The sequence below is a fragment of the Salmonella sp. 32020114201800008SM genome (genome assembly GCF_017572025.1).
Taxonomy (GTDB): Bacteria; Pseudomonadota; Gammaproteobacteria; order Enterobacterales; family Enterobacteriaceae; genus Salmonella; species Salmonella enterica.
In genome coordinates this window covers 1-22,821 of the sequence record NZ_JAGEQM010000001.1, presented here as the reverse complement: position 1 = coordinate 22,821, position 22,821 = coordinate 1, and the positions used below count along the sequence as shown (strand labels likewise).

Annotated in this window: 18 protein-coding genes; 7 read left to right on the top strand and 11 right to left on the bottom strand. The window is 51.7% G+C overall.

Annotation, left to right across the window (positions count from 1 at the left end; translation table 11 throughout):
- Positions 1-121: 121 nt before the first annotated feature.
- Both J4613_RS00090 and yccS read left to right on the top strand, forming a co-directional pair.
- A complete protein-coding gene (locus tag J4613_RS00090) occupies positions 122-568 on the top strand; it encodes a YccF domain-containing protein (protein ID WP_001617378.1) in 447 nt (148 codons plus the stop codon).
- Positions 569-586: 18 nt separating this feature from the next.
- The gene (gene yccS, locus J4613_RS00085; protein ID WP_000950876.1) at positions 587-2,740 is read left to right on the top strand and encodes a YccS family putative transporter; all 2,154 of its coding nucleotides are present in this window, start codon (positions 587-589) and stop codon (positions 2,738-2,740) included.
- Here yccS and J4613_RS00080 read toward each other — a convergent pair.
- Entirely contained in the window at positions 2,727-3,332 is a 606-nt protein-coding gene (locus tag J4613_RS00080; protein WP_001202375.1) for a TfoX/Sxy family DNA transformation protein, read from the bottom strand. The two genes, yccS and J4613_RS00080, sit on opposite strands and share 14 nt — an antisense overlap.
- A 216-nt stretch (positions 3,333-3,548) precedes the next feature.
- On the opposite strand from J4613_RS00080, the gene sulA reads away from it, so the two are divergent.
- Complete coding sequence (gene sulA, locus J4613_RS00075) at positions 3,549-4,058, top strand: SOS-induced cell division inhibitor SulA (RefSeq protein ID WP_000288732.1); 510 nt, start codon at positions 3,549-3,551, stop codon at positions 4,056-4,058.
- Positions 4,059-4,414: 356 nt separating this feature from the next.
- The gene (ompA, locus tag J4613_RS00070) at positions 4,415-5,467 is read left to right on the top strand and encodes a porin OmpA (RefSeq protein ID WP_001670727.1); all 1,053 of its coding nucleotides are present in this window, start codon (positions 4,415-4,417) and stop codon (positions 5,465-5,467) included.
- 71 nt (positions 5,468-5,538) lie between these two features.
- On the opposite strand, the gene matP is transcribed toward ompA, so the two are convergent.
- Positions 5,539-5,991: a macrodomain Ter protein MatP gene (gene matP, locus J4613_RS00065; protein ID WP_000877172.1), complete on the bottom strand. Its 453-nt coding sequence runs from the start codon at positions 5,989-5,991 to the stop codon at positions 5,539-5,541.
- Between the two features lie 185 nt (positions 5,992-6,176).
- On the opposite strand from matP, the gene J4613_RS00060 reads away from it, so the two are divergent.
- Together J4613_RS00060 and fabA are read left to right on the top strand one after the other, a co-directional pair.
- Positions 6,177-7,937, top strand: a complete 1,761-nt coding sequence (locus J4613_RS00060; protein ID WP_000156448.1) for a Lon protease family protein — start codon at positions 6,177-6,179, stop codon at positions 7,935-7,937.
- A 68-nt stretch (positions 7,938-8,005) separates the two neighbouring features.
- A complete protein-coding gene (gene fabA, locus J4613_RS00055) occupies positions 8,006-8,524 on the top strand; it encodes a bifunctional 3-hydroxydecanoyl-ACP dehydratase/trans-2-decenoyl-ACP isomerase (RefSeq protein ID WP_000227928.1) in 519 nt (172 codons plus the stop codon).
- Between the two features lie 99 nt (positions 8,525-8,623).
- On the opposite strand, the gene rmf is transcribed toward fabA, so the two are convergent.
- The 6 genes from rmf to rlmKL form a co-directional block, all read right to left on the bottom strand.
- Positions 8,624-8,791 carry a ribosome modulation factor gene (rmf, locus tag J4613_RS00050; protein WP_001537784.1) on the bottom strand — a complete coding sequence of 56 codons (168 nt, stop codon included), beginning with the start codon at positions 8,789-8,791 and terminating at the stop codon, positions 8,624-8,626.
- A 255-nt stretch (positions 8,792-9,046) separates the two neighbouring features.
- Positions 9,047-9,610 carry a membrane integrity-associated transporter subunit PqiC gene (gene pqiC / locus J4613_RS00045; RefSeq protein ID WP_111742386.1) on the bottom strand — a complete coding sequence of 188 codons (564 nt, stop codon included), beginning with the start codon at positions 9,608-9,610 and terminating at the stop codon, positions 9,047-9,049.
- A complete protein-coding gene (gene pqiB / locus J4613_RS00040) occupies positions 9,607-11,247 on the bottom strand; it encodes an intermembrane transport protein PqiB (RefSeq protein WP_000433416.1) in 1,641 nt (546 codons plus the stop codon). The genes pqiC and pqiB overlap by 4 nt, the downstream gene beginning before the upstream one ends.
- A gap of 4 nt (positions 11,248-11,251) precedes the next feature.
- Positions 11,252-12,505 (bottom strand): membrane integrity-associated transporter subunit PqiA, encoded by a 1,254-nt coding sequence (gene pqiA, locus J4613_RS00035; protein ID WP_000333153.1) that lies wholly within the window; start codon positions 12,503-12,505, stop codon positions 11,252-11,254.
- Positions 12,506-12,519: 14 nt separating this feature from the next.
- The gene (locus J4613_RS00030; RefSeq protein WP_000053051.1) at positions 12,520-14,427 is read right to left on the bottom strand and encodes an ABC transporter ATP-binding protein; all 1,908 of its coding nucleotides are present in this window, start codon (positions 14,425-14,427) and stop codon (positions 12,520-12,522) included.
- Between the two features lie 12 nt (positions 14,428-14,439).
- A complete protein-coding gene (rlmKL, locus tag J4613_RS00025) occupies positions 14,440-16,548 on the bottom strand; it encodes a bifunctional 23S rRNA (guanine(2069)-N(7))-methyltransferase RlmK/23S rRNA (guanine(2445)-N(2))-methyltransferase RlmL (RefSeq protein WP_111742387.1) in 2,109 nt (702 codons plus the stop codon).
- Positions 16,549-16,646: 98 nt separating this feature from the next.
- Between rlmKL and J4613_RS00020 the strand changes: the two genes are divergently transcribed.
- Positions 16,647-17,756, top strand: a complete 1,110-nt coding sequence (locus J4613_RS00020; protein ID WP_000224073.1) for a YcbX family protein — start codon at positions 16,647-16,649, stop codon at positions 17,754-17,756.
- Here J4613_RS00020 and zapC read toward each other — a convergent pair.
- The 3 genes from zapC to pepN form a co-directional block, all read right to left on the bottom strand.
- Positions 17,753-18,295: a cell division protein ZapC gene (gene zapC / locus J4613_RS00015; RefSeq protein ID WP_001220671.1), complete on the bottom strand. Its 543-nt coding sequence runs from the start codon at positions 18,293-18,295 to the stop codon at positions 17,753-17,755. The genes J4613_RS00020 and zapC overlap by 4 nt on opposite strands.
- 165 nt (positions 18,296-18,460) lie before the next feature.
- Positions 18,461-19,471, bottom strand: coding sequence for a quinone-dependent dihydroorotate dehydrogenase (gene pyrD, locus J4613_RS00010; protein ID WP_000291723.1), 1,011 nt, complete (start codon positions 19,469-19,471; stop codon positions 18,461-18,463).
- A 207-nt stretch (positions 19,472-19,678) separates the two neighbouring features.
- Complete coding sequence (gene pepN / locus J4613_RS00005; protein WP_023241234.1) at positions 19,679-22,291, bottom strand: aminopeptidase N; 2,613 nt, start codon at positions 22,289-22,291, stop codon at positions 19,679-19,681.
- Between the last annotated feature and the right edge of the window lie 530 nt (positions 22,292-22,821).

Sequence of the window (22,821 nt, the reverse complement as noted above, 5' to 3'; positions counted from 1 at the left end):
CTCAGCGAATCCAGACGTAAAGATGTGCTTATCAGTGTAACCGCCAGAGAAAACGTGCTCCAGTCTAAAAAAACGTTACAATTGCCCGCAGTGATAGAAAACCGGAATGAACTGAGGGTTTATGCGTACCGTTCTGAATATTTTAAACTTTGTACTGGGCGGCTTTGCCACTACGCTGGCCTGGCTGCTGGCGACGCTGGTCAGTATTGTGCTTATTTTTACCCTGCCGTTGACCCGCTCCTGCTGGGAGATAACCAAACTGTCCCTGTTCCCTTACGGTAATGAAGCCATTCACGTTGACGAACTTAATCCGGCGGCGAAAAGCGTATTAATGAATACTGGCGGTACCGTGCTGAATATTTTCTGGTTACTTTTTTTCGGCTGGTGGCTATGCCTGATGCACATTGCCTCCGGTATCGCGCAGTGTGTCACTATCATCGGGATACCTGTCGGTATTGCGAACTTTAAAATTGCCGCGATTGCGCTTTGGCCTGTCGGTCGCCGCGTCGTCTCTGTAGAAACCGCTCGCGCCGCGCGAGAAGCTAACGCGCGCCGCCATTTTGAATGATCGGGACAAATAGCCTTTATGTTAAGTCCGTTGATTCGCCGTTATACCTGGAACAGTACCTGGCTGTATTACATCCGCATTTTTATCGCTCTGTGCGGCACCACCGCCCTGCCCTGGTGGCTGGGCGACGTCAAACTGACCATCCCGCTCACGCTCGGTATGGTTGCCGCGGCGCTAACCGATCTCGACGATCGCCTTGCCGGACGCTTGCGTAATTTAATCATTACCTTAATTTGCTTTTTTATCGCGTCGGCTTCTGTGGAGCTGCTCTTTCCCTGGCCGTGGCTATTTGCGTTGGGCTTAACGTTATCCACCAGCGGGTTTATTTTGTTGGGAGGACTGGGGCAACGCTATGCCACCATCGCGTTCGGCGCGTTACTCATTGCCATCTATACGATGCTGGGTACCTCTTTATACGATCACTGGTATCAGCAACCACTGCTCCTGCTGGCAGGCGCAGTATGGTATAACCTACTGACGCTAACCGGGCATCTGCTATTCCCGATCCGTCCGTTGCAGGATAATCTGGCACGCAGTTACGAACAGTTAGCGCACTATCTGGAACTGAAATCACGTCTGTTTGATCCTGATATTGAAGATGAAAGCCAGGCGCCGCTCTATGATTTAGCGTTAGCGAACGGGCAGTTAATGGCGACGCTGAACCAAACGAAAGTGTCGTTATTGAGTCGCCTGCGCGGCGATCGCGGTCAACGCGGTACGCGCCGCACCCTCCATTACTATTTTGTGGCGCAGGATATTCATGAACGCGCCAGTTCTTCGCATATTCAATACCAGACACTGCGCGATTATTTTCGCCATAGCGACGTCATGTTCCGCTTTCAGCGTCTGATGTCGATGCAGGCGCAGGCCTGTACGCAGCTGGCGCGCTGTATCTTACTGCGTACGCCGTACCAGCATGATCCGCGTTTTGAACGCGTCTTTACCCACATTGACGCCGCGCTTGAACGTATGCGCGCCAGCGGCGCTTCTTTAGAGCTGCTGAATACGCTTGGATTCTTATTAACCAACCTACGCGCCATTGATGCGCAACTGGCGACGATCGAGTCGGAGCAGGCCCAGGCAATGCCGCGCAATGAGTCAGAAAACCAGTTGGCTGATGATAGCCTGCACGGGTTTAGCGACATCTGGCTGCGTCTGAGCCGTAATTTTACCCCGGAGTCCGCTCTCTTTCGCCATGCGGTACGCATGTCGCTGGTATTGTGCATCGGTTATGCTCTCATCCAAATTACCGGGATGCGCCACGGGTACTGGATATTGCTCACCAGCCTGTTTGTTTGCCAGCCTAACTATAACGCGACCCGCCATCGCCTTGCGCTCAGGATTATCGGCACGTTGGTAGGCGTTGCTATCGGCCTGCCGATTTTATGGTTTGTTCCTTCGCTTGAAGGACAGTTAGTTCTGCTGGTGATTACCGGCGTGCTTTTCTTCGCATTCCGTAATGTGCAGTATGCCCATGCAACGATGTTCATCACCCTGCTGGTATTACTCTGCTTTAACCTCCTGGGCGAAGGCTTTGAGGTAGCGTTACCGCGCGTCGTCGACACGTTAATTGGCTGCGCTATCGCCTGGGCTGCGGTCAGCTTTATTTGGCCGGACTGGCGCTTTCGCAACCTTCCCCGGGTACTCCAGCGCGCCACCGATGCTAATTGCCGCTACCTTGATGCGATCCTTGAGCAATATCACCAGGGACGGGATAACCGCCTGGCCTATCGCATTGCCAGACGCGACGCGCACAACCGCGATGCAGAACTGGCATCCGTGGTTTCTAATATGTCGAGCGAACCCGACGTCACGGCTGAAACCCGGGAGGCGGCGTTCAGGCTGCTTTGCCTCAATCACACTTTTACCAGCTATATCTCCGCCCTCGGCGCGCACCGCGAAAAGCTCAGTAATCCGGACGTGTTGGGGCTTCTGGATGACGCGGTCTGCTACGTTGATGATGCGCTTCATCATCAACCTGAAGACGAACAGCGCGTACACCAGGCGCTGGAGGGTTTAAAGCAGCGAGTTCAGTCACTGGAAACACGTCCGGACAGCAAAGAACCTCTGGTTGTTCAACAAATTGGTTTGCTCATTGCCTTACTGCCCGAGATTGGACGCTTGCAACGGCAAATTTCACCGCCGACTTCTACATTAATTACCCAGCCGTAAGCGAATGAGCCCAGTCGGCAAGCTCCTGGCGACGACTCGCCGGGAGCGCCGCTTCATGTACGCCGACAATTGCGCCTTCCAGGGCATACAAAACTTTCACCGTCAGCAAGGGATTGCTTTGTCGCAACCTTAGCCAGCACATTTTCGCGCCCAGTATGCGTAACATATTTTCGTCCTTTATCCCTGACTCATTGAGCAATGTTTCCAGATGGAAGGTCATATTGGGGAGATCTTTGAGTCTGTGCTGTAAAATACGGCTGTGTTTTTCCTTCATTGCCGCGTCAAGAGAATACTTCGATAAACGCACCAGCTGCTGCTGATCGCGCCACAGGCTTTCATCCACCCGGTAATAGTTGAGCATAACGGGACGTCCACACTTCATAAACATGAGCCAGGCGGGAGGATGCTTCACACAGTAGGGTACGCTTTCTTCACAGGCGCGGAGATAAAGCTCGCCATTAGCCACCATCGCAAAGACGGTATCCTCCACGGTCAGACTATAGCTACCGAATAAAGATCGATACTGGATCGTCCCCAAAGAGGCCAAATATTCTTGCGATTTATAGATCCTGTCATAAGAGAGTGCTCTCATAAAATTCCTTTTAAATCATAAAGTAAAAGAATGATTTGCAGTAACGGATCCGTTAATGACGAAAATAGGCAACTTATACTCCGCGAGCAAGATGATTTTTATTTTTGACGCCACTAAGAATAAAAATTGCGAGACAGTTTCCGAAAATAGAGTTGATCTTTCATCGCCACAGGGGTACTGTATGAATATACAGTAACTCACAGGGCTGGATTGATTATGTACACTTCAGGTTATGCAAATCGTTCTTCGTCATTTCCTACCACTACCCACAACGCTGCGCGCACCGCTACGGAAAATGCCGCGGCAGGACTGGTCAGTGAAGTTGTCTACCACGAAGACCAGCCCATGATGGCGCAACTCCTGCTTTTGCCTTTACTCCGTCAGTTAGGCCAACAATCACGCTGGCAGCTCTGGCTCACGCCGCAGCAAAAGCTCAGCCGTGAATGGGTACAGTCTTCAGGTTTGCCATTAACGAAAGTGATGCAAATTAGCCAGCTTGCGCCTCGTCATACGCTGGAGTCGATGATCCGCGCTTTGCGTACAGGAAATTACAGCGTGGTAATTGGTTGGATGACTGAAGAACTGACAGAAGAAGAACATGCCAGCCTGGTTGAAGCAGCGAAGGTAGGTAATGCGGTAGGGTTTATCATGCGCCCTGTACGTGCGCACGCTTTACCCAGGAGACAGCATTCCGGGCTAAAAATTCACTCTAATTTGTATCATTAAGTAAAATTAGGATTTATCCTGGACTTTTTTTTACGCGAACGTATCTCCTTTGAGTGCTAACGTTTTTTTTGCGAGAACGCTTGTCAGAAGCGGTTTCCGCAATTTTTGCTGTACGATTTATCATCTGAAACTGTTAAATGATGTGTATATCCGTCATGTTTTTTTCACATGTCTGACGGAGTTCACACTTGTAAGTTTCCAACTACGTTGTAGACTTTACATCGCCAGGGGTGCTCAGCATAAGCCGTAGATATCGGTAGAGTAACTATTGAGCAGATCCCCCGGTGAAGGATTTAACCGTGTTATCTCGTTGGAGATATTCATGGCGTATTTTGGATGATAACGAGGCGCAAAAAATGAAAAAGACAGCTATCGCGATTGCAGTGGCACTGGCTGGTTTCGCTACCGTAGCGCAGGCCGCTCCGAAAGATAACACCTGGTACGCTGGTGCTAAACTGGGCTGGTCTCAGTACCATGACACCGGCTTCATTAACAATGATGGCCCGACTCATGAAAACCAACTGGGCGCAGGTGCTTTTGGTGGTTACCAGGTTAACCCGTACGTTGGCTTTGAAATGGGCTACGACTGGTTAGGCCGTATGCCGTACAAAGGCGACAACATCAATGGCGCTTATAAAGCTCAGGGCGTTCAGTTGACCGCTAAACTGGGTTATCCAATCACTGACGATCTGGACGTTTATACCCGTCTGGGTGGTATGGTATGGCGTGCAGACACCAAGTCTAACGTCCCTGGCGGCCCGTCTACTAAAGACCACGACACCGGCGTTTCCCCGGTATTCGCGGGCGGTATCGAGTATGCCATCACCCCTGAAATCGCAACCCGTCTGGAATACCAGTGGACTAACAACATCGGTGATGCCAACACCATCGGCACCCGTCCGGACAACGGCCTGCTGAGCGTAGGTGTTTCCTACCGTTTCGGCCAGCAAGAAGCTGCTCCGGTAGTAGCTCCGGCACCGGCACCGGCTCCGGAAGTACAGACCAAGCACTTCACTCTGAAGTCTGACGTACTGTTCAACTTCAACAAATCTACCCTGAAGCCGGAAGGCCAGCAGGCTCTGGATCAGCTGTACAGCCAGCTGAGCAACCTGGATCCGAAAGACGGTTCCGTTGTCGTTCTGGGCTTCACTGACCGTATCGGTTCTGACGCTTACAACCAGGGTCTGTCCGAGAAACGTGCTCAGTCTGTTGTTGATTACCTGATCTCCAAAGGTATTCCGTCTGACAAAATCTCCGCACGTGGTATGGGCGAATCTAACCCGGTTACCGGCAACACCTGTGACAACGTGAAACCTCGCGCTGCCCTGATCGATTGCCTGGCTCCGGATCGTCGCGTAGAGATCGAAGTTAAAGGCGTTAAAGACGTGGTAACTCAGCCGCAGGCTTAAGTTTCCGTCTGATAAAAAACCCCGCGTCGCGGGGTTTTTTGCTCTGGTCTGGGTGACAACGCCTTTCAGCGTTACTTCTTGCCTAATAACGCCTGTAAATCCTGCTTTAACGTGGTCATTTGCGTGGCATATTTCTCTTTATGCTCCGCGTCTTCTATCAGTTGCACTATCGTTTCGGATAATGTTTTACCGCGTCGCTGCGCAAGGCCCGCCAGACGCTGCCAGACCATAAACTCTAAATCGATAGATTTTTTGCGCGTATGCTGATGTTCCGCATTGAAGTGTCGTTTGCGTCTTGCCCGAATGGTTTGTTTCATCCGATTAAGCAAGGCAGGATTCATATGCCTGTCTATCCAGACATTTACCCGCACCGGTTCATTTTCGAGGGCCAACAACAAATTGACGGCTTCCTGGGCAGCACTGGCTTCCACGTAGCGGGTGATCAGCTCCCCTTCGCGGTGCTTTTTCACCAGATATTTCCATTTCCAACCGCTTTCAAGATTTTCAAGTTGTTGATATTTCATTGTGATCCCAATGTTACCGTGTAACTGTTATCAGAATATCAGTTTTTTAGCCATCTGAAGAAAAGAATCTCGAACCTGTGAATGGTTACACGTCTTCATATTACTTTGCATTCGCTTTCCGCGTGTGCAGCGTGACGGGTTAGGCTATAATCCCCCCTTTTACAACAGACTAAAAAACCTCAACTTTGACCATTACGAAACTTGCATGGCGTGATCTGGTTCCGGATAGCGAAAGCTATCAGGAGATATTTGCACAGCCACACGCGACTGACGAAAACGACACCTTACTCAGTGATACTCAGCCACGACTGCAATTTGCGCTTGAGCAGCTTATACAGCCGTGGGCATCATCCTCTTTTATGCTGACTAAAGCGCCTGAAGAGCAAGAGTATCTCACTTTACTTTCAGATGCCGTCCGCGCTCTGCAAACCGATGCCGGACAATTAACCGGCGGACATTATGACGTTTCCGGGCATACTGTTCATTACCGCGCCGCGCAGAATGCGCAAGACAACTTTGCCACCGTCACACAAGTCGTCAGCGCGGACTGGGTCGAAGCCGAACAGCTCTTTGGTTGCCTGCGGCAGTATAACGGCGACATTATCCTGCAGCCGGGACTGGTTCATCAGGCGAACGGCGGCGTGCTGATTATTTCCTTACGAACCCTTCTGGCGCAGCCGTTACTATGGATGCGTCTGAAAGCCATCGTTAGCCGCGAGCGTTTTGACTGGGTGGCCTTTGACGAGTCGCGTCCATTACCGGTCTCCGTGCCATCAATGCCGCTCAAACTGAAGGTGATTCTGGTTGGCGAACGTGAATCACTGGCTGATTTTCAGGAGATGGAACCGGAGCTCGCGGAACAGGCTATCTACAGTGAATTTGAAGACAATTTACAGATAGCGGACGCAGAAGCTATGACCCTGTGGTGTCAATGGGTGACGCGTATCGCTTTACGCGATAATTTGCCGCCCCCGGCACCGGATGCCTGGCCCGTTCTGATACGCGAGGCTGTGCGCTATACCGGCGAACAGGATACGCTGCCTCTTTGCCCACTGTGGATAGCCCGCCAGTTTAAGGAGGCATCGCCTTTATGCGAAGGCGATACCTGCGGCGCAGAAGCGCTCAGCCTGATGCTTGCCCGACGCGAATGGCGAGAAGGCTTTCTGGCGGAACGGATGCAGGATGAGATTCTGCAAGAGCAGATCCTGATTGAAACCGAAGGCGAACGCGTTGGACAAATCAATGCGCTTTCCGTCATTGAATTTCCCGGGCATCCGCGCGCCTTTGGCGAACCGTCGCGAATTAGCTGTGTTGTGCATATCGGCGATGGCGAATTTAACGATATTGAGCGCAAGGCTGAACTTGGCGGGAATATCCACGCTAAGGGAATGATGATTATGCAGGCCTTCCTGATGTCGGAGTTGCAGCTGGAGCAACAAATTCCCTTCTCTGCCTCGTTAACCTTTGAGCAGTCCTACAGCGAAGTGGATGGCGATAGCGCCTCAATGGCGGAATTATGTGCGCTCATCAGCGCGCTGGCCAATGTGCCAGTGAATCAAAATATTGCGATTACCGGCTCGGTCGATCAGTTTGGTCGCGCGCAACCGGTGGGCGGGCTAAACGAAAAAATTGAAGGTTTCTTCGCCATCTGCGAGCAGCGGGAATTAAACGGTAAACAGGGCGTGATTATCCCTGCCGCCAACGTCCGCCATCTCAGTCTTAAATCTGAACTGCTGCAAGCGGTTAAAGAAGAGAAGTTCACTATCTGGGCGGTAGACGACGTGACCGACGCCTTACCGCTACTGTTAAATCTGGTGTGGGATGGCGAAGGTCAAACGACGTTGATGCAGACTATCCAGGAGCGTATCGCGCAGGCGACGCAACAGGAAGGCCGTCATCGTTTCCCGTGGCCATTACGTTGGCTGAACGCTTTTATTCCGAACTGATCGGACTTGTTCAGCGTACACGTGTTAGCTATCCTGCGTGCTTCAATAAAATAAGGTTTACATAAAACATGGTAGATAAACGCGAATCCTATACAAAAGAAGACCTTCTTGCCTCTGGTCGTGGTGAACTGTTTGGCGCTAAAGGGCCGCAACTCCCTGCACCGAACATGCTGATGATGGACCGCGTCGTTAAGATGACCGAAACGGGCGGCAATTTCGACAAAGGCTATGTCGAAGCCGAGCTGGATATCAATCCGGATCTATGGTTCTTCGGATGCCACTTTATCGGCGATCCGGTGATGCCCGGTTGTCTGGGTCTGGATGCTATGTGGCAATTGGTGGGATTCTACCTGGGCTGGTTGGGCGGCGAAGGCAAAGGCCGCGCTCTGGGCGTGGGCGAAGTGAAATTTACCGGCCAGGTTCTGCCGACAGCCAGGAAAGTCACCTATCGTATTCATTTCAAACGTATCGTAAACCGTCGCCTGATCATGGGCCTGGCGGACGGTGAGGTTCTGGTGGATGGTCGTCTGATCTATACCGCACACGATTTGAAAGTCGGTTTGTTCCAGGATACTTCCGCGTTCTAAGTGTTGAATTGATATTCCGCGCTATCGGTATCATGCTTGCAAAACCAATAAAGGCGAAACCTCCGCACTGCGGAGGTTTCTTTTTCTAAAGAGACAGAATCAGGCCATTACCGCCCTGTCCTCCATGGCTTGTCGCCAACCTCCCAACCAGTATGACCGTTGATTCAGCGTCTGATAGGGACACATTTCTTTTGATCGTCCGGCGATGCCGGCCTGATATCCACGTTGATGTGCCCGTTCCAGGCGATCTCGTTTTTGTCTCTTCATGCCTCGTTTCCCTCATATTTGTATCTGGTGGAAAAGAAAACAGTGATTACAAAATGTGCAATCACACTACACGAATACCTCTAAATGGATCGCCCGTCAATGCGCAAAATTCACACCAATGTCATATTTGTGAGCTATACGGTAAATCATTTGTACAAAAAATGTGAGCCATAACAACTATTTTTCCGGCGTCAAAAATAAAAAAACCGCCTCAGGCGCACGGCCTGAAGCGGGTAAATTTACATTACTTTTATCTCAGGGAAGCCGCTTTATCTCATCTGCGATAGCGGCCGCTTCCTGACTCCATGCGCTTGCCAGTACTTTGACCATCTCATCATAGCCATCTTTCTGCTGGCTGGCTTCGATATGGAAAGGCCGCTTAATCAGTTGTCCGTTGTGGTTTAATAGCCACTCCCCGCTGACGATAACCTTACCATCGTAACGTCCATGGAATCCGGTTACGGTAACGTTTAACGTATCCTGGGTGGTTCCCAACGGCTGGGAAGCGACGATCCAGCCAGGAAGCCGGGCGCTAAGATTCGCCACCAGCGTGTTACGTAATTGCTGGTCCAGCGGGCTGGCCCACAGATTGTTATTGGCAATCACATACTGAACATCACTGGTTTGATACACCACGCCGTTACCTGCCAGATAGTCAGGTACGGAAACCTGCTCTACCCATAAGAGACGGTTGCCCTGGCTTGCGGTGCTTTGCACACCGCTTTGCGCTATCGGGAGCTGATAATAGCTTTTATTCTCTCCGCCGGAGCTACATGACGCCAGCCAGAACGCCATTATCACGACTAGCCATTTTTTCATTGTTTCGCCCTCTTAGGCTCAGGATCTTTTTTATCCTTCGCTTCAAATACCAGCGCGTTGCTCTTCTCGTTCAGAGTTTTCAACACCGGTTGTAACTCACGAAGCACCTGATCGAGACGCTGCATATCCGCCACCATTTTGTTATACGCCGCCGATCCAGGCTGGAAGCCTTGCATACTGCGGTTAAGTTCGCGTAACGTCGTTTGCATATCCGCCGGAAGCTGCTGCATCGACTGACTGGAGGTAATCTTGTTCATATTATCCAGCGTGGTTTGCAGCCGACGCATAGTACGCTGGCTTTCAGACAGCGTATTGGTCGCTTGTTCGATCATCGGATTCAACGGCAGGTTGTTGATCTTATCCAACGTTTCCACCAGTCGCTGTTGAATTTGCGCCAGGCCGCTGCTGACGGTGGGAATAATTTCATAACCATCAAATTCGCGTAGCCCGGTAATCGGCGGCTCCTTAGGATAAAAGTCCAGATCGACATACAGCGCCCCGGTCACCAGGTTACCGGTTTTAAGCGAAGCGCGTAAACCGCGCTTAAGCAGTTCCGTCAAATGCGCGCCAACATCCGCATTTTCTCCCAGTTGCGCTTTCAGACGCTCCGGTTCAATGCGCACCAGCACAGGAATACGGTAATCGTCGTTAAACACCTGACGCATATTAGACGCAAAGAAAGGCACTTTGCTTACCGTCCCCAGACGAATACCGCGGAACTCCAGCGGCGCGCCGGGTTGTAATCCGCGCACCGAATCTTTAAAGAACATCAGGTAATCGATATGATCGGTGTACAGCGAATCCTGAATACTTTTTTGATCGTCGTAGAGATTAAACGCCGTTTTTTCGGCGACGGGTTGCCCCTGCTCAAGTCCTTCCGGCACATCAAAACTCACGCCGCCGCCAAACAACGTCGTCAACGATCCCATTTCCACGCGCATTCCCGCCGATGTCAGATCCACAGCGATACCGCTATCTTTCCAGAATCGGACATTACTGGTGACCAATCGATCGTTTGGCGCCTTAATGAACAACTGATAACTCATTGTCCGTTTTTGCGGATCGAAAGAGCTGGTTTCAACGGATCCTACCCGATAACCCCGGAACAGAACGGGATCGCCAGGACTGAGCTGACCGGCCTTTTTGCTGTCCAGAATCACACGAATACCTTTGGCATCGGGCGGCGCCAACGGCGGTGAGTCAAGAAGCTGATAGCTTTCCGGCTGGCTGCCCTTACTTCCTGGTTGTAGTTCAATATACGCGCCTGATAGCAGCGTCCCAAGCCCGCTGATGCCTTCACGCCCCACCTGCGGTTTTACCACCCAAAATACCGAGTCTTTATGCAGCAACTTTTCCATACCGGAATGGAGCCGCGCTTTGATTTGTACGTGGGTCAGATCGTCAGTCAGCGTCGCGCTTTCAACCACGCCGACATCCACGCTGCGACTTTTGATCGTCGTTTTTCCGCCTTCAATGCCTTCCGCATTGGTGGTGATTAAGGTAACTTCCGGTCCCTGGTGGCTGTAGTGATAAAACAGAATCCAGGCTCCGATAAGCGCAGTAACAATCGGGAATATCCAGACAGGCGACCAATTTTTCACCTTTTGTACTTTGGCTTCCCCTTTTTTAGGTTCCATGCTATCAGGACTCCTCATGGCCTGGTTCGTATTCACGATCCCACGACAGACGCGGATCAAAGGTCATCGCAGAAAACATTGTCATTATGACGACTAAAGCAAACATCAACGCACCCATCGCAGGATAAATATTCATTAACCCTCCCATGCGCACCAGCGCAGAGAGTACGGCAATGACAAAGACATCAATCATTGACCAGCGCCCCACAAACTCCACTACTTCATAAATAAAATGCATCCGTTCACTGTCGCGCTTACCGTGGCCTTTCGCATCCCAACAAAGCCAGGCAATGGCGATCATTTTTAGCGTCGGCACCATAATACTGGCGAGAAAGATAACCGCCGCCACCGGATAAGACCCCTCGCTCCACAGCAAAATCACGCCAGCCAGAATGGTCGACGGCATTTTCGAGCCCAGTAAGTCGGTAATCATAATCGGCAAAATATTGGCGGGCAGATAAAGCATGATCGAGGTAAATAATAACGCCAGCGTCCACTGCAAACTGTTTTTACGCCGGACATAGCCTTTCGTATGGCAACGCGGACAGACGAGACTCTCCGCAGGCAGGATCGCCGTACAGCAGGCGCAAGAACGCAAAGACTGCCGGATACCGGTAATCCCCGGCGTTAACGGCTGCGCCAGTACAGGCTGCGGGGCGATATCATCCCACAACCAGCGGCGATCGACACACTGGAACGCCCGCAGTTGAACGAGACAAAATAAGCACCAGGGAATAAAGCTGCTGCCGATGCCGATATCGCCGTAGGCCATCAGCTTAACAAAACTGACCAACACCCCGGCGAGAAATATTTCCGCCATTCCCCACGATTTGAGGAGGAAAAAGATCCTTGCCAGCGTTTTTTTTACCGACAACGGCAGACTGGCGCGGTTGACAAGTAATAGAATGGTCACCAGGCAAAATGCCGGCACCAGTTGGACAAATAATAAAAAGAACGTGCCGAGGCTGGCGTAATCTTCAGAAAACATGACGCCGGGGATTTCCAGAAGCGTGACTTCGCTGGTGACGCCCGCGACATTCATATTCACGAAGGGAAAAAGGTTAGAAAGCAGCAACATAAATAGTGCCGCTAACGCATAGGCGGTAGGACGCTGCCGGGGCGCGTCCCACTCGGTCGTTAACGTTGCGCCGCATCGTGGACATGCTGCTTTTTGCCCATGCGAGAGGCGGGGTAAAGCCACCAGCATGTCGCATTGCGGGCACAATATGTGCTTCGCAGCATGGTGATGTTCACACATAGGCGCTCCTTTCGTTATGCCCCGTTTTTCAGGCCTTCAAGATACTCCCAACGTTCGAAGGCTTGCTCAAGTTCTTGCTCCGCCTGACTTAAATCGGCCAGAACTTTTTGCGTTTGCTCATGGGGTTGGCTAAAAAAGGCCGCATCCGCAACCTGCGCCTGTAGCGCTTCCAGCTTCGCTTCCAGGTCTTCAAGCTGACCGGGTAACTGCTCCAGCTCGCGCTGCAGTTTATAGCTTAGTTTGCTACTGCCACGTTTTACAATTTCTGCTTTAGGGGCAATAACTTCCTCATTTTTTTTCGCCATCGGCTGTTTCGTCGCCAGATGCTGCTCTTGCTGCGCGCGCGCATCATGGTAGCCGCCGATATAACGTCCGATTTTGCCGCCGCCCTCAAAAATCCAGCATTCCGTCACGGTATTATCGACAAATTGCCGATCGTGGCTGACCAGTAGTACCGTGCCCTGATAGCCATCAATTAATTCTTCTAATAGTTCCAGCGTTTCGACGTCAAGATCGTTCGTTGGTTCATCGAGAATTAAAAGATTGCTCGGCTTGAGGAACAGTCGCGCCAGCAACAGACGGTTACGTTCGCCGCCGGAAAGCGCGCGGACGGGTGTCATCGCCCGTTTGGGGTGAAACAGGAAGTCCTGCAAATAGCCCAGTACATGGCGCGGCTTACCGTTTACCATCACCTCTTGCTTGCCTTCCGCAAGGTTATCCATCACGGTTTTTTCCGGATCCAGTTCGGCGCGATGCTGATCGAAGTAGGCGACTTCCAGCTTCGTTCCTACGTGGATGCGCCCGCTGTCAGCCTGAAGCTGTCCCAGCATCAGTTTCAGTAGCGTGGTTTTACCGCAGCCGTTCGGGCCAATTAACGCAATCTTGTCACCGCGCTGTACCTGAGCGGAGAAATCTTTTACCAGTTGTTTTCCTTCTACCTGGTAATCGACGTTTTCCATCTCAAAAACGATTTTACCGGAGCGCGTCGCCTCTTCGACCTGCATCTTCGCCGTGCCCATCACTTCCCGGCGCTCGCTGCGTTCACGACGCATCGCTTTTAACGCCCGCACGCGCCCTTCATTACGGGTGCGGCGCGCCTTGATACCCTGGCGAATCCAGACTTCTTCCTGCGCCAGTTTGCGATCAAATTCCGCGTTTTGTAATTCTTCTACGCGCAGCGCTTCTTCTTTCTCCAGCAGGTATTGATCGTAATTTCCCGGATAAGTAACCAGTTTGCCACGATCGAGATCGACAATGCGGGTCGCCATATTGCGAATAAACGAACGATCGTGAGAGATAAAAATAATCGTTCCGTTAAAGGTTTTCAGAAACCCTTCCAACCAGTCGATAGTTTCGATATCCAGATGGTTAGTCGGTTCATCCAGTAACAATACGCGCGGATTGCTGACCAGCGCCCGACCCAGTGCGGCTTTACGCAGCCAGCCGCCTGAGAGCGACGACAGCGCGGCGTTAGGATCGAGTCCAAGCTGCTCCAGCACTTCATTAATACGGTTTTCCAGCTGCCACAGATTATGATGATCGAGCTGTTCCTGTACGCGCGCCATTTCATTGAGGTTTTTCTCGCTGGGATCGGTCATCACCAGACGGGAAATCTCATGATAGCGCTTGAGGTATTCCGCTTGTTCTTCGATACCTTCGGCGACAAAGTCATAGACGCTGCCCGCAATATTACGGGGCGGATCCTGTTGCAGACGCGCGACGATCAGATCCTGCTCATAAATAATACGCCCATCGTCCAGACCCTGTTCGCGGTTGAGGATCTTCATCAAGGTGGATTTCCCGGCGCCGTTACGCCCCACCAGACAGACGCGTTCGTTATCTTCGATATGCAACTCTGCGTTATCGAGAAGCGGCGCGTCGCTGAACGACAGCCATGCGCCATGCATACTGATTAATGACATTTACTTTTCCTTTCAAGCGGCGCGGATCAGCCAGCAGTTATGAATCTGACGGTTACGGGCAAAATCCGGGGAGAGCGTTTTTTGCGTAATTTCTTGTGCGGTAAGCCCCAGTTCCGCCAGCCCTTCCAGATCCATACGGAATCCGCGCTTATTATTTGAGAACATGATGGTGCCGCCTTTACGCAGCAGGCGTTTTAAATCTTTCATTAACGCGACATGATCGCGCTGAACATCAAACGACTCTTCCATACGTTTTGAGTTAGAGAACGTCGGCGGATCGATAAAGATCAAATCGAACTGTTCATTCGCCTCGCGCAGCCAGCCCAGGCAGTCGGCCTGAATCAGGCGATGCGCGCGGCCGCTCAGTCCGTTCAGACGCAAATTACGTTCGGCCCACTCCAGATAGGTGCGGGACATATCCACCGTTGTGGTGCTGCGCGCGCCGCCCAGACCCGCATGTACGCTGGCGCTGCCGGTATAAGAAAAGAGATTCAGGAAATCTTTGCCTTTGCTCATTTCTCCCAGCATTCTGCGGGCAATACGGTGATCGAGGAACAGACCGGTGTCGAGATAATCCGTCAGATTTACCCATAAGCGCGCATTATATTCGCTGACCTCAAGGAACTCGCCCTTCTCGCTCATTTTCTGATACTGGTTTTTTCCTTTTTGCCGTTCACGGGTTTTTAACACCAGTTTATTCGGCGGAATACCGAGCACTGACAAGGTTGCCGCAATAATATCGAACAGACGCTGCCGCGCTTTTTGCGCATCCACCGTTTTCGGCGGCGCATATTCCTGAATCACCGCCCGGTCGCCGTAACGGTCTACCGCCACGTTATATTCCGGCAGGTCGGCATCATACAAGCGATAGCATTCAATCCCTTCCTGGCGCGCCCATTTCTCCAGCTTTTTAAGATTTTTACGCAGGCGATTAGCGTAATCTTCCGCCACCGTCGCCGGCTTACTGTCCGCCGTGGTTTCCGCAATATGATAGTTTTTCTGCACGCAGTCCAGCGGGCCATTCTTGGCTTTAAACTGTTTGTCGGCACGTAATTGCAGGCTGCCCAGCAGATCGGGCGAAGCGCTGAACAGCGACAGGTTCCAGCCGCCAAACTGATTTTTCATGGTACGGCCCAGCAGGCTGTGCAACGCAATCAGCGCCGGTTCGCTGTCCAGACGTTCGCCGTAAGGCGGGTTACTGATCACCGTACCATACGGGCCTTTCGGCAATGGATTACTCAGTTGCGCCACATCTTTCACTTCAAAGGTGATAAGCTCCCCGATACCGGCGCGACGGGCGTTGCTGCGCGCCCGCTCAATGACACGCGCATCGCTGTCGGAACCATAGAAATGAGAGGAATACTCCGCCAGTCCCTTACGCGCCCGGGTCTGCGCTTCGGCTTTCACTTCCTGCCAGATAGCCTCGTCATGCTGCGCCCAGCCGCTAAATCCCCAGTGACCACGGTGCAGGCCCGGCGCGCGATCGGTCGCCCACATCGCGGCCTCAATCAACAGTGTCCCCGAACCACACATAGGGTCGAGCAGCGGCGTACCTGGCTGCCAGCCGGAACGCATAACAATCGCTGCCGCCAGCGTCTCTTTAATTGGCGCCAGCCCGGTGCGATCGCGATAACCGCGCAGGTGCAGGCCATCACCACTGAGATCCAGCGCAATGCTGGCAGTTTCTTTATTCAGCCAGACGTTAATACGGAGGTCCGGCGATTCGCGGTCCACATTTGGACGCGGAAGATTTTTCCGCGTAAACGCATCGACAATCGCGTCTTTAACTTTCATCGCGCCATACTGACTATTACGGATGGTGTCGTTCAGGCCGCTGAAATGCACCGCAAACGTCGCGCCAGGATTAAAAATCTCTGTCCAGTTTATCGCCTGAACGCCGAGGTAAAGATCGAGATCGCTGTAGACCTTGCACTCACCCATCGGCAGGATAATACGCGAGGCCAGGCGGCTCCACATCAGGCTCTGGTAAATAAGCCGCGTGTCGCCCTGAAAATGGACCCCACCCTGAACAACCTGACACCCTACGGCGCCCAGTTTTTCCAGTTCAGTTTTTAACAGCTCTTCCAGCCCGCGGGCCGTACTGGCAAACAGAGAATTCATATTGTCACTTTTACGCTAAGAAAATTGTTGCGCATTATAGCTAATCTCACGCCCATGTCATAAAGTTGAAGGCTTATTTTCATTTGAGGGACTGTACGGTGGCGACGTTATCACGGCTCTTTATTCATCCGGTCAAATCCATGCGCGGCATTGGCCTGACTCATGCGCTGGCAGATATCAGCGGCCTGGCTTTTGATCGCATCTTCATGGTGACCGAGCCTGACGGCACATTTATTACCGCCCGCCAGTTTCCACAAATGGTACGTTTTACCCCCTCTCCCTTACACGACGGCCTCCATTTGACCGCGCCAGACGGCAGTAGCGCGCTGGTTCGCTTTACGGATTTCACCCCGCAGGATGCGCCGACCGAGGTCTGGGGAAACCATTTTACCGCTCGCGTCGCCCCGACGGCGATTAATCAATGGTTGAGCGGCTTTTTCTCCCGCGATGTCCAGTTGCGCTGGGTTGGGCCGCAGTTGACACGCCGGGTCAAACGACATAACGCGGTGCCGCTGGGATTTGCCGATGGCTACCCGTATTTATTGACCAACGAAGCCTCGCTGCGCGATCTGCAACAGCGTTGTCCGGCAGGCGTACAAATGGAACAATTTCGCCCAAACTTAGTGGTTTCCGGCGTAGCGGCCTGGGAGGAAGATAGCTGGAAAGTGCTTCGCATTGGCGATGTGATTTTTGACGTCGTGAAGCCCTGTAGCCGCTGTATTTTTACGACCGTCAGCCCTGAAAAGGGTCAAAAACATCCTTCCGGAGAACCGCTGGCGACACTGCAAGCTTTTCGTACCGCCCAGGACAATGGCGATGTGGATTTCGGTCAGAATCTGATTGCCCGCAATAGCGGCGTCATTCGCGTCGGCGATGAAGTGGAGATTCTGGCGACAGCTCCGGCAAAAGCTTATGGCGCCACAACGGTCGACGACAGCGTTACGCCAGATAAACACCCGGACGCGAGTGTAACCATCGACTGGCAGGGGCAAACCTTCTGCGGGAATAATCAACAGGTACTACTTGAACAGTTGGAGAATCAGGGGATTCGTATTCCGTATTCTTGCCGGGCTGGTATCTGTGGTTGCTGCCGGATACGTTTGCTGGAAGGCGAAGTAAGTCCGCTGAAAAAATCGGCTATGGGTGACGATGGTACGATTCTGAGCTGTAGCTGCGTGCCTAAGACCGCGTTACGACTGGAAAATTAAACCGCTTGTTCAAGGCTGAAACTGTGACAGTGAACCTGCGGTTTCAGCCTGTCGTTCATAATTTTAATCGCATCGCCAAGCTGCATGGTTCGGCCTGCTATCACCACGCCCGGCTGTGCCAGCAGACACAACGCGGCATTTTCTCCCGGCTCAACGACCAGCAAATTAACCTGTTCCGCCGTATCGCTTAACCAGACGCTTGCGGCATCGCCCGTTCCCGGGGTCCACATTTCGCCATGCGCTACAAAATGCCAGCTTTTTGGCATCTGCGGTTTGAGATAGCGAATCGCCACCAGCGCATTCAACACCAACTCCGCGCGTTGCTCTTTGGTTAATTCGAAATCCCGGCATTTTTCTTCAAAGGAAAAATAGAGCGCGGCATCATCCACACAAAAACCGGTCGGGCAAAACGCGTCCGGCGTAAGCATTTTACGAGAGAAGCGCGAGCGAAAAAGCATACCATTGGCGAGATCGAGCATCATACGATCGTGCTCTTCATCATAATACCAGCGCCAGTTATCGTCAGGTTTAATTCGCATTACCTCTCTCCCGCTTTTAAGCAACTCGTAACAGCATTGTCCTTTTGCCGCTTCGTTTATTACCCCAATAATAAAAGCCTAAAATGTCTAAATAAGCAACAGTGGAGAAATATAAAACAACCAGCGCCGGAAATAAAGCCCTGGTTGTCTGATAAAGGCTAAAGTTTAGATGTGCGTTACGATTTCTTTAATCAATGGCGGGCCTTTAAAAATAAAGCCGGAATAAATTTGTACCAGCGTAGCTCCTGCCGCTATCTTCTCGCGCGCGGCGATAACTGAGTCAATGCCGCCGACGCCGATAATAGGCAATTGTCCTTTTAACTCCTGGGATAAACGGCGAATAATTTCTGTGCTTTTTAATTGTAATGGCCGGCCACTTAATCCCCCCGTTTGCTGGCAATTTTTCATTCCTTGTACCAGAGAACGATCGAGGGTGGTATTTGTCGCAATCACCCCATCAATATTATGACGAAGCAGGCTATCGGCAACCTGGATCAATTCCTCTTCACAAAGATCCGGCGCGATCTTTACTGCCACCGGCACATATTTATGGTGGATCGCCTGAAGATCGTTTTGCTTATTTTTAATGGCAGTTAACAGATCGTCCAGCGCATCGCCATACTGGAGCGTACGTAGCCCTGGCGTATTCGGCGAAGAAATATTAATGGCGATATAACCCGCATAAGCATAGACTTTTTCCATACAAATCAGGTAGTCATCTTTGCCATTTTCGACAGGCGTATCTTTATTTTTACCGATGTTAATTCCCAGAATACCATCAAAATGGGCTTTTTTAACATTCTCGACCAGGTTATCGACGCCCAGATTATTAAAGCCCATCCGATTGATCAGACCTTCAGCATCCACCAGACGAAAAAGACGCGGCTTATCGTTACCCGGCTGTGGGCGCGGCGTCACGGTGCCGATTTCCAGGGAGCCAAACCCCATCGCGCCTAACGCGTCGATGCACTCCCCGTCTTTATCCAGACCGGCAGCCAGCCCCAGTGGATTTTTAAAGGTAAGTCCCATGCAGGTAACCGGCTTTGTCGGTACTTTCTGGCGCACCAGCGCTTCCAGCGGCGTACCTGTAATGCGGCGTAATTGTTGAAATGTAAATTCATGAGCGCGCTCTGGATCGAGCTGGAAAAGGGCTTTACGAACGAAGGGATAGTACATGAACTCTCCTGGATTCCCGGTGTGCAAACCGGGGGCGTATTATGGGCGATAACAAGGCAAAAGGGAATTGACCTACGGCAATAAATAGCAATCGTTTTCCTTCATTCTCACTTCACGTTTCGCCAGGAAGCGTCATCGTCCGGCAAAAAAATGCCCGGCAGCGCTAACGCTTACCGGGCATGTCTTACCTCTTTATAACGGATACTGTCAGGCTAACGCTTTAGTTATCTTCTCGTACAGATCGCCGGAAAGATTCTCCAGTCCTTTTAACTGCTCCAGCGCCGCACGCATTTTCTCCTGACGCTTATCATCATAACGTTTCAGACGAATCAGCGGTTCAATGAGGCGAGATGCTACCTGCGGGTTACGGCTATTCAGATCGGTCAGCATCTCGACCAGGAACTGGTATCCGCTACCGTCTTGCGCATGGAACGCCGCCGGGTTGCTGCCAGCAAACGCGCCAATTAATGAACGGATGCGGTTCGGGTTGCTCATACTGAAAGAACGGTGTTTGAGCAGGCCGCGTACGGTTTCCAGTACATTTTCCGCCGGGCTCGTGGATTGCAGGATAAACCATTTATCCATCACCAGGCCGTCCTGATGCCACTTATCGTCATACTCCTGCATCAGCGTATCTCGGCACGGCAACTGCGCCGCCACCGCAGCAGACAGGGCCGCCAGCGCATCGGTCATATTATTGGCGTCGCGATACTGTTTGCTGACCAGCGTATTAGCCAGCTCCGTCTCGCCGAACGCCAGGAAGCGCAGGCAAGCATTGCGCAGCGTGCGCTTACCGATATCGCCGTGATCAACACGATACTCATCCAGATGATTGGCGTTATAGATAGCAAGGAACTCATCCGCCAGTTCTGCCGCCAGCGTACGCGTTAGCGCTTCACGAACTTGCGCAATGGCGATCGGGTCAATGACCTCAAACAGCTCCGCAATTTCATTGGCCGAAGGCAGCGTTAAAATTTCTGCGGCCAACGCCGGATCGATTTTCTCATCCAACAGTACTGCGCGGAACGCATCAGCGACATGCACCGGAAGCGATAGCGGTTGCCCCTGCTGATGACGCGCCACATTCAGTTTAATGTATGTGGCCAGCAGACTTTGCGCCGCATCCCAACGGGAGAAATCATTGCGCGCATGGCGCATCAGGAACGTCAACTGCTGATCGCTCCATTTATATTCCAGTTTCACCGGCGCTGAAAACTCGCACAGCAAGGCCGGAACAGGCTGGAAGTAAACATTATCGAAGGTAAACGTCTGCTCCGCCTGCGTGACGTTCAGCACGGCGTTGACCGGGTGACCGCCTTTTTGCAACGGAATGACGTTGCCTTCGTTATCGTACAGTTCGATGGCGAATGGAATATGCAGCGGCTGCTTCTCCGCCTGATCCGCCGTCGCCGGAGTGCGCTGGCTGATGGTCAACGTGTACTGCTCGGTTTCCGGATTATAATCATCTTTTACCGTTACAATCGGCGTGCCGGACTGACTGTACCAGCGGCGGAAATGGGACAAATCGACATTAGAAGCATCTTCCATCGCCTGTACGAAGTCATCACACGTCGCGGCGCTGCCGTCATGGCGCTCAAAATAAAGCTGCATCCCCTTCTGGAAATTTTCCTCACCCAGCAACGTGTGGATCATGCGAATGACTTCCGCACCCTTTTCATAAACGGTGAGGGTGTAGAAGTTATTCATTTCGATTACTTTATCCGGGCGGATAGGATGCGCCATCGGGCTGGCGTCTTCCGCGAATTGTAAACCGCGCATGGTACGCACGTTACTGATGCGGTTCACCGCGCGTGACCCCAAATCAGAGCTAAACTCCTGATCGCGGAACACGGTTAGCCCCTCTTTCAGGCTCAACTGGAACCAGTCGCGGCAGGTGACGCGGTTGCCGGTCCAGTTGTGGAAATACTCATGACCTATCACGCGCTCAATATCGAGATAATCTTTATCCGTCGCGGTATCGGTTCGCGCCAGCACGTATTTGGAGTTAAAGATATTGAGACCTTTATTCTCCATCGCGCCCATATTAAAGAAATCCACCGCGACAATCATATAGATGTCGAGGTCATATTCGAGCCCAAAACGCGTTTCATCCCATTTCATGGAATTTTTCAGCGAAGTCATTGCCCACGGCGCGCGATCCAGATTGCCACGGTCAACGTACAGTTCTAATGCGACTTCACGCCCGGAGCGGGTGGTAAAGGTATCGCGCAGCACGTCAAAATCACCGGCCACCAGCGCAAACAGATAACACGGTTTCGGGAACGGATCTTGCCACTGAACCCAGTGACGGCCATTCTCCAGTTCACCCTGCGCAACACGGTTGCCATTGGAAAGCAGGAACGGATATTTGCTTTTATCGGCAATAATTTTGGTGGTAAATCGCGCCAGTACGTCCGGGCGGTCAAGATACCAGGTAATATGGCGGAAGCCCTCCGCTTCACACTGGGTACAGAGCGCATCGCCGGACTGGTACAATCCTTCCAGCGCCGTATTCGCCGCCGGACTTATCTCGTTGACAATGCGTAACGTAAAACGCTCTGGCAGGTCGCTGATGATAAGCGCGCCCTCTTCTTCCTTATATGCTGTCCACGGCGCATCGTTGACGTGGATAGATACCAGCGTTAAATCTTCCCCATCAAGGCGAAGAGGCGCATCAGGCGCGCTATGACGAACAGCCTGGCTTATTGCGGTGACCACGGTTTTTTCGGCATCGAGGTCAAAGGTCAAGTCAATATCAGTAATCTGGTAATCCGGCGCGCGATAGTCATGGCGGTATTTGGCTTGTGGCTGTTGTGTCATAAAAAACCTTTCGCATCTTTGTGTAGAGTGTCGACTCCAGTCTATTCCTGTTGCGCAAATCGCGCTACGCAGAATGTTCATCTTTTCAGGCACAAACGGCCTATTTGCTACATTTTTATAACATGTACTCATAGTTTTTAAAATCGATAAAGATCGTCCAGGAGCGCTTTAAACAAGGGATGAGCGAGATCGAGATGAAGCTTGATTAACGAACTTTAACGAACTTCACAGACCACTTTTGCCCCATCCATGCCCCACACATAATTTTAGTCAACGCCAGACCCCATCAGCCCTGCAGGGAAAATCGATAACAAACACGCCCGCAGTATGTTCCCCAAAATTTAAAAACAAGTGGTTCATGCCTTGACAGACAAAACCGCCAAAGCAAAAATACTGTATACAAGGGTCTTCCCCTGTTGTGGTGAAGTTCGTGTATAATTGAGATTTTAGGGATTATAAGTATCCCTTGCCAAAGGCGTACCTTTAGTTCTGTCTGGGAGGACAACATGTTTACAATTCATAACAACCCT

Excerpts from the sequence above, each read along its gene's own strand:
- sulA (WP_000288732.1), top strand. The coding sequence starts at position 3,549 with ATGTACACTTCAGGTTATGCAAATCGTTCTTCGTCATTTCCTACCACT.
- pepN (WP_023241234.1), bottom strand. The coding sequence starts at position 22,291 with ATGACACAACAGCCACAAGCCAAATACCGCCATGACTATCGCGCGCCG.
- J4613_RS00090 (WP_001617378.1), top strand. The coding sequence starts at position 122 with ATGCGTACCGTTCTGAATATTTTAAACTTTGTACTGGGCGGCTTTGCC.
- pyrD (WP_000291723.1), bottom strand. The coding sequence starts at position 19,471 with ATGTACTATCCCTTCGTTCGTAAAGCCCTTTTCCAGCTCGATCCAGAG.
- ompA (WP_001670727.1), top strand. The coding sequence starts at position 4,415 with ATGAAAAAGACAGCTATCGCGATTGCAGTGGCACTGGCTGGTTTCGCT.
- J4613_RS00030 (WP_000053051.1), bottom strand. The coding sequence starts at position 14,427 with ATGTCATTAATCAGTATGCATGGCGCATGGCTGTCGTTCAGCGACGCG.
- fabA (WP_000227928.1), top strand. The coding sequence starts at position 8,006 with ATGGTAGATAAACGCGAATCCTATACAAAAGAAGACCTTCTTGCCTCT.
- pqiC (WP_111742386.1), bottom strand. The coding sequence starts at position 9,610 with ATGAAAAAATGGCTAGTCGTGATAATGGCGTTCTGGCTGGCGTCATGT.
- pqiB (WP_000433416.1), bottom strand. The coding sequence starts at position 11,247 with ATGGAACCTAAAAAAGGGGAAGCCAAAGTACAAAAGGTGAAAAATTGG.
- rmf (WP_001537784.1), bottom strand. The coding sequence starts at position 8,791 with ATGAAGAGACAAAAACGAGATCGCCTGGAACGGGCACATCAACGTGGA.
- rlmKL (WP_111742387.1), bottom strand. The coding sequence starts at position 16,548 with ATGAATTCTCTGTTTGCCAGTACGGCCCGCGGGCTGGAAGAGCTGTTA.
- yccS (WP_000950876.1), top strand. The coding sequence starts at position 587 with ATGTTAAGTCCGTTGATTCGCCGTTATACCTGGAACAGTACCTGGCTG.
- matP (WP_000877172.1), bottom strand. The coding sequence starts at position 5,991 with ATGAAATATCAACAACTTGAAAATCTTGAAAGCGGTTGGAAATGGAAA.
- zapC (WP_001220671.1), bottom strand. The coding sequence starts at position 18,295 with ATGCGAATTAAACCTGACGATAACTGGCGCTGGTATTATGATGAAGAG.
- pqiA (WP_000333153.1), bottom strand. The coding sequence starts at position 12,505 with ATGTGTGAACATCACCATGCTGCGAAGCACATATTGTGCCCGCAATGC.
- J4613_RS00080 (WP_001202375.1), bottom strand. The coding sequence starts at position 3,332 with ATGAGAGCACTCTCTTATGACAGGATCTATAAATCGCAAGAATATTTG.